The 7,094-nt window shown below is 61.5% G+C and carries 6 protein-coding genes and 1 tRNA gene; 5 read left to right on the top strand and 2 right to left on the bottom strand.

Translation table 11 applies throughout. The features are described from left to right. Window positions 1-424: 424 nt before the first annotated feature. Both AC0Z2B_RS12415 and AC0Z2B_RS12410 read right to left on the bottom strand, forming a co-directional pair. Window positions 425-643: a DUF3077 domain-containing protein gene (locus AC0Z2B_RS12415; RefSeq protein WP_476296953.1), complete on the bottom strand. Its 219-nt coding sequence runs from the start codon at window positions 641-643 to the stop codon at window positions 425-427. A 711-nt stretch (window positions 644-1,354) separates the two neighbouring features. Next, window positions 1,355-1,439, bottom strand: a tRNA-Leu gene (locus AC0Z2B_RS12410). A 109-nt stretch (window positions 1,440-1,548) separates the two neighbouring features. On the opposite strand from AC0Z2B_RS12410, the gene queA reads away from it, so the two are divergent. From queA to secF, 5 genes are all read left to right on the top strand, one after another. Further along, the gene (gene queA / locus AC0Z2B_RS12405) at window positions 1,549-2,613 is read left to right on the top strand and encodes a tRNA preQ1(34) S-adenosylmethionine ribosyltransferase-isomerase QueA (RefSeq protein WP_476296951.1); all 1,065 of its coding nucleotides are present in this window, start codon (window positions 1,549-1,551) and stop codon (window positions 2,611-2,613) included. Window positions 2,614-2,627: 14 nt separating this feature from the next. Beyond that, window positions 2,628-3,743 carry a tRNA guanosine(34) transglycosylase Tgt gene (gene tgt / locus AC0Z2B_RS12400; protein ID WP_416427543.1) on the top strand — a complete coding sequence of 372 codons (1,116 nt, stop codon included), beginning with the start codon at window positions 2,628-2,630 and terminating at the stop codon, window positions 3,741-3,743. A gap of 44 nt (window positions 3,744-3,787) precedes the next feature. Further along, window positions 3,788-4,126, top strand: coding sequence for a preprotein translocase subunit YajC (gene yajC / locus AC0Z2B_RS12395; RefSeq protein ID WP_008366112.1), 339 nt, complete (start codon window positions 3,788-3,790; stop codon window positions 4,124-4,126). A 63-nt stretch (window positions 4,127-4,189) separates the two neighbouring features. Beyond that, a complete protein-coding gene (gene secD, locus AC0Z2B_RS12390; protein ID WP_476296949.1) occupies window positions 4,190-6,058 on the top strand; it encodes a protein translocase subunit SecD in 1,869 nt (622 codons plus the stop codon). A gap of 9 nt (window positions 6,059-6,067) precedes the next feature. Beyond that, complete coding sequence (gene secF / locus AC0Z2B_RS12385; RefSeq protein ID WP_416422715.1) at window positions 6,068-6,979, top strand: protein translocase subunit SecF; 912 nt, start codon at window positions 6,068-6,070, stop codon at window positions 6,977-6,979. The last annotated feature ends 115 nt before the right edge of the window (window positions 6,980-7,094 follow it).

Raw genomic sequence — 7,094 nt, 5'->3', positions numbered from 1 at the left:
TTGTAGCCAGAGCGGAGAGGTGAATGGCGGTTCTGCTGCTACACGTGCTTATCAACACTGCTGCCGAACAACCTGCCATTCACCGCTCTCACCCCAGATTCTATTCCCTTCTCTAGACACAAGCTGCTGAAGGCTGCGTCGCGCCGCGCAGGTGGCGCTCGATTTCAAGCACAGTAAAACAACTTCGGGTTCCGCCGGGTCGCCGTGACGCAATCTGTGGCTGGAACCTACCCTCAATTTGCCCGGCATGAACACGCATCAGGGCTCAAAAGCGTATGCCCAGGTTTTTATGTCGCTCTCAAGAACGAGCGCCGCCCGCGCGGCGCGACCCGGCCTAATGGCCGGTGCTACATTTGTTGCAACGTGCCATGGCCTGTGGGATCGGCGTTGCCAGTCTTGTATGTTCGACACAAGGTTGTGGGAATTAAGCCGCTGCCCACGCCAGATGAGGAGCGTCGTCGCCCATGGCGGCGTCTGTCATCAATTGGTTGGCGATGAGTTGCAGGTTGGCGCTGTGGGCCAGGGCATCCACGAGCGGGACGTCGGGGTTGACGGGGAGCAGTGGGGTGGCGGATTGCACAGGGTTGGCGGACCGGACAGAACGAACCGGCACTTGCGAACAAGTCCCTGGGCAACCCGCCATAACGTTGCATCCCGGTGTCGGTTAGCCGTCGAGGGGAGGATTGTGGGCAAACAAGGCTGGCGACGCCATCCATCAGGCCATGGCACGGTGCAACAAATGTAGATGCTGCCGCCAGGCTGCGTCGCGCCGCGCGGGCGGCGCTCGATCTCAACAGCGGCAAAACAACATCGGCTAGCGCTTGGTGGCCTTGACGCAATCCAAGGCCGGAACCTGCGAAGAACACCCGATGTGCCTGACGTGCAACCGCATCAGGGCGTAAAGGCGCATGCCGTGGTTTTTCTGGCGCTCTTGAGATCGAGCGCCGCCCGCGCGGCGCGACGCAGCCTGGCGGCAGCATCTACATTTGTTGCAACGTGCCATGGCCTGTGGGGTCGGCGTTGCCGGCCTTGTGTTCGGCGCGAGGTTGCGAAGAGTTCACCAAGAGATCGAGATTTTGTGAGGTATGTAAGGCCCAGCGCAGCCTGGCGGCAGCATCTACATTTGTTGCAACGTGCCATGGCCTGTGGGATCGGCGTTGCCGGCCTTGTGTGTTCGGCGCGAGGTTGCGAAGAATTCACCAAGAGATCGAGATTTTGTGGGGTATGTAAGGCCCAGCGCAGCCTGGCGGCAGCGGCTACGGGAATTGGTGGGGGCCAGCCAAATCCCAGGCACAAAAAAACCGACTCAAGGTCGGTTTCTCTGCTGCAATCCCCGGTAGAAGGGATCTATGTTTGGTGCCCCGAGGGAGACTCGAACTCCCACTCCTTTCGAAAACGGATTTTGAATCCGCCGCGTCTACCAATTCCGCCATCAGGGCTCAATGGCCGCGGAGTATAGAGAGGCCTCGACCGTTGGTCAACTCTCCTGCGTGGTCAATTTGTGCGTTTTGGGCTAAACTTTGCGGCCCTGTCGAACCGAACTCCATCATGCGCGTCGCCGATTTTTCCTTCGAGCTTCCTGATTCCCTGATTGCACGCCACCCGCTGGCCGAGCGTCATGGCAGTCGTTTGTTGACCCTGGACGGGCCCAGCGGTGCGCTGGCCCACCGTCAGTTCACTGATTTGCTGGAGCACCTGCGCCCCGGCGACCTGATGGTGTTCAATAACACCCGGGTCATTCCTGCCCGTGTGTTCGGCCAGAAGGCCTCCGGCGGCAAGCTGGAGATTCTGGTGGAGCGCGTGCTGGACAGCCACTCGGTGCTGGCGCACGTGCGTTCCAGCAAGTCGCCCAAGCCGGGCTCGATGATTCTCATCGACGGCGGCGGCGAGGCCGAGATGGTCGCGCGCCACGATGCGCTGTTCGAGCTGCGCTTCAACGAAGAAGTGCTGCCGCTGCTGGACCGCGTCGGCCACATGCCGCTGCCACCTTATATAGACCGCCCCGACGAAGGCGCCGACCGCGAGCGCTACCAGACCGTGTACGCCGAGCGTGCCGGTGCGGTGGCGGCGCCTACTGCTGGCCTGCACTTCGATGAAGGGCTGCTGGCGCAGATCAAGGCCAAGGGCGTGGAAAGCGCCTTCGTGACCTTGCACGTGGGCGCCGGCACCTTCCAGCCGGTGCGTGTGGAGAAGATCGAAGATCACCACATGCATAAAGAGTGGCTGGAAGTGAGCCAGGAGGTGGTGGACGCGGTGAACGCCTGCAAGGCCCGTGGTGGCCGTGTGGTCGCCGTGGGCACCACCAGCGTGCGCTCGCTGGAAAGCGCGGCGCGCGACGGTGTGTTGAAGCCGTTCAGCGGTGACACCGATATCTTCATTTTCCCGGGCCGGCCGTTCCATGTGGTCGATTGCCTGGTGACCAATTTCCATTTGCCGGAATCCACGCTGTTGATGCTGGTGTCGGCCTTCGCCGGTTATCCCGAGACCATGGCCGCCTACCAGGCTGCCGTGGCCAACGGTTACCGCTTCTTCAGTTACGGTGATGCCATGTTCATCACCCGCAATCCGGCGCCCCGCGGTCCAAGCGAAGCGGCGCCAGGGGATCACGCATGAGTCGCACCTGTCGTATGTCGTTCGAACTGCTGGCCACCGACGGCAAGGCCCGTCGTGGCCGCCTGACCTTCCCCCGTGGCGTGGTGGAAACCCCGGCGTTCATGCCGGTGGGCACCTATGGCACGGTGAAGGGCATGCTGCCGCGTGACATCGAGGCCATCGGCGCGCACATGATCCTGGGCAACACCTTCCATCTGTGGCTGCGCCCGGGCATGGAAGTGATCAAGGCCCACGGCGACCTGCACGATTTCATGAAGTGGCAGGGCCCTATCCTCACCGACTCGGGTGGTTTCCAGGTGTTCAGCCTGGGCGCCATGCGCAAGATCAAGGAAGAGGGCGTGACCTTCGCCTCGCCGGTGGACGGCTCCAAAGTGTTCATGGGCCCTGAAGAGTCGATGCAGGTGCAGCGCGACCTGGGCTCCGACGTGGTGATGATCTTCGACGAATGCACCCCGTACCCGGCTGACGAAGACGTGGCGCGCGTGTCCATGGAGCTGTCGCTGCGCTGGGCCCAGCGCTCGAAGAACGCCCATGGCGACAACACTGCGGCGCTGTTCGGCATCGTCCAGGGCGGCATGCACCAGAACCTGCGCATGCGCTCGCTGGAAGGCCTGGACAAGATCGGCTTCGACGGCCTGGCCATCGGCGGCCTGTCGGTGGGCGAGCCCAAGCACGAAATGATCAAGGTGCTGGACTACCTGCCAGGCCAGATGCCCGCGGACAAACCTCGTTACCTTATGGGTGTTGGCAAGCCGGAAGATCTGGTGGAGGGTGTGCGCCGCGGTGTGGACATGTTCGATTGCGTGATGCCAACCCGCAATGCCCGCAACGGGCATCTGTTCATCGACACCGGCGTGCTGAAGATCCGCAACGCGTTCCATCGCCATGATGATTCGCCGCTGGACCCGACCTGCGACTGCTACACCTGCCAGAACTTCTCCCGTGCTTACCTGCACCATTTGGACAAGTGCGGCGAAATGCTGGGGAGCATGTTGAATACGATCCACAATTTGCGTCATTACCAGGTGCTGATGGCTGGTTTGCGCGAGGCTATTCAACAAGGTACATTGGCCGCCTTTGTCGATGCCTTCTATGCCAAACGCGGGCTTGCCACGCCGCCTTTGGACTGAGTTCGTGACCCTTTGAGTCAACAATTTTGCAACTGGAGTGCTAAATGAGCTTTTTTATCTCTGATGCTTTGGCCGACGCTGGTGCGCCGGCAGCGGCAGGCCCTATGGGCGGCGGCTTCGAGTGGATTTTCCTGGTCGGTTTCCTGGTCATCTTCTACCTGATGATCTGGCGCCCACAGGCCAAGCGTGCCAAAGAGCAGAAAAACCTGCTGGGCAACCTGCAGAAAGGTGACGAAGTTGTGACCACCGGTGGTATCGCCGGCAAGATCAACAAAGTGACCGACGACTTCGTGGTAATCGAGGTTTCGGACACCGTAGAGCTGAAAATCCAGAAGGGCGCCATTGCCGCGACCCTGCCGAAAGGCACGCTCAAAGCGATCTAAGCTTCAGACTTTTACCAATCGACGGGGCGCGCAAGGCGCCCCGCGTCTTGAACGGGCGGCGTGATGCTGAACAAATACCCTCTGTGGAAATACCTACTGATCCTGGCGGTGCTGGCGGTCGGTTTTATTTATTCCGCACCCAATCTCTATCCTGATGACGCGGCCATCCAGGTCTCCGGCGCAAGTTCCGCCCTGCAAGTCACCCAGGCTGATCTGGACCGCAGCGCCAAGGCGCTGACCGATGCCGGTATCGAGGTCAAGGCGGCAACGCTGGCCGAGAATGGCAAGGGCGGTTTGTTGCGTCTGGCCAAGCGTGATGACCAGTTGCCTGCCAAGGACGTGGTCCGCAAGGCCCTGGGCGATGACTACGTGGTTGCGCTGAACCTGGCGGCGACCACGCCGCAGTGGCTGCGCAGCATTGGCGCGCACCCCATGAAACTGGGCCTGGACTTGTCCGGTGGCGTGCACTTCCTGCTGGCCGTGGACATGGACAAGGCCATTGATGCCCGCCTGAAGATCTACGAAGGCGACGTCAAGACCGAGCTGCGCAAGGAAAAGATCCGCTACCGCAGCATGCCACAGCAGAACAGTGCGATTCAGCTGGGCTTCAGCGATGCCGATTCCCTGGCCCAGGCGCAGGCCCTGATCCGCAAGAACTACACCGATTTCGACGTGGCCGCCACTACCCGTGGCGAACTGCAGGTGCTGTCGCTGACGCTGACACCAGCGAAGCTGGCCGAGATTCGCGAATACTCGATCAAGCAGAACCTGACCACCGTGCGTAACCGTGTCAACGAGCTGGGCGTGGCAGAGCCGCTGGTACAGCGCCAGGGTGCCAACCGCATCGTGGTCGAGCTGCCAGGCGTGCAGGACACTGCCGAAGCCAAGCGCATCCTGGGCAAGACTGCCAGCCTGGAATTCCGCCTGGGCGCTGGCCCGGATGATTCCCGCGCCACCACCGAGACCTTCGAGTTCCGTGATGGCAGCCGTCCGCCAGCCGCGGTCGAGCGCAGCCTGATCATCACCGGTGACCAGGTGACCGACGCTTCGGCCAGCTTCGACGAGCACGGCCAGCCGCAGGTGAACATCAAGCTGGATGGCCACGGTGGCGACCTGATGAGCCGCGCTACGCGCAGCAACGTGGGCCGCAGCATGGCGGTGATCTTCATCGAGCAGAAGCCGTTCACCCGCTACGAGAAGCAGACTGTCGACGGCGTCGAGAAAGACGTGGCCGTGCAGGACTTCGCCGAAGAGAAGAAAATCATCAGCCTGGCAACCATCCAGTCGCCGCTGGGCAGCCAATTCCGCATCACCGGCCTGAACGGCCAGGGTGAGTCGTCGGAACTGGCCCTGCTGCTGCGTGCCGGTGGCCTGGCTGCACCGATGTACTTCGCCGAAGAGCGCACCATTGGCCCAAGCCTGGGTGCCGACAACATCACCAAGGGTATCCATGCGTCCCTGTGGGGCATGCTGTTCGTGTCGCTGTTCATCATGGCCATCTACCGCTTCTTCGGCCTGATCGCCACCGTGGCGCTGGCCTTGAACATGGTCGTGCTGCTGGCGCTGATGTCGGTGCTGGGTGCCACCCTGACGCTGCCGGGTATTGCCGGTATCGTGTTGACCATGGGTATGGCGGTGGACGCCAACGTGCTGATCTTCTCGCGTATTCGCGAGGAAATCGCCGCCGGGATGACCGTGCAGCGCGCGATCAACGAAGGTTTCGGCCGCGCGTTCACCGCGATCGTCGACGCCAACCTGACCACGTTGCTGGTAGGCGGCATTCTTTTCGCCATGGGCACCGGCCCGGTGAAAGGCTTCGCCGTGACCATGTCCCTGGGTATCTTTACCTCGATGTTCACAGCCATCATGGTGACCCGCGCAATGGTCAACCTGATCTACGGCGGTCGTGACTTCAAGAAGTTGTGGATTTAAGGGGCTGCCATGAAACGTACCATCAACTTCATGGGCGTTCGCAATATTGCGTTCGCCTTGACACTGTTCCTCACGGCATTGGCGCTGTTCAGCTGGTTCCACAAAGGCCTCAACTTCGGCCTGGACTTCACTGGCGGTACGCTGATCGAGCTGAACTACCAGAAGCCGGCCGACCTGACCCAGGTGCGTAGCGAACTGGTAGCCGCTGGCTACCACGAAGCCATCGTGCAGAACTTCGGTGACACCACCGACCTGCTGGTGCGCATGCCGGGCGACGACCCCAAGCTGGGCGCCCAGGTAGCTGAAGCGCTGGCCAAGGTGGGCGGCGACAACCCGGCCAAGGTCACCCGCACCGAGTTCGTCGGCCCGCAGGTGGGTGAAGAGCTGCGTGACCAGGGTGGCCTGGGCATGCTCATGGCACTGGGCGGCGTGTTGATCTACCTGGCCTTCCGCTTCCAGTGGAAATTCGCCGTAGGCGCCATCGCTTCCCTGGTGCACGACGTGGTCGTGACCATGGGTATCCTGTCGTTCTTCCAGATCACCTTCGACCTGACGGTGCTGGCGGCGGTGCTGGCCATCATCGGCTACTCGCTGAACGACACCATCGTGGTATTCGACCGGGTGCGCGAGAACTTCCGCGTGCTGCGCAAGGCTTCGCTGATCGAGAACATCAACGTCTCGACCACCCAGACCCTGCTGCGTACCCTGGCCACCTCGATCTCGACGCTGCTGGCCATCGCCGCGCTGCTGTTCTTTGGCGGCGACAACCTGTTCGGCTTCTCCATCGCGCTGTTCATCGGCGTGCTGGCGGGTACCTACTCCTCGATCTACATCGCCAACGTGGTGCTGATCTGGCTGAACCTGAACAGCGACGACCTGATTGCCCCGGTCACCAAGGACAAGGTCGACGATCGCCCGTAATGTGATCGCCGTCACTTAATCCCCTGAAAAGGCGCGAGTTTTGAACTCGCGCCTTTTTTTGTGCTCCAAGGCTGGGAGAAGCGCGGACTTTGATCCGTATAAGAAGGTCAGGAGG

The sequence above is a fragment of the Pseudomonas sp. GYB4201 genome (genome assembly GCF_056312595.1).
The sequence above is the reverse complement of the archived record's forward strand: the minus strand, read 5'-3'. Positions and strand labels throughout refer to the sequence as shown.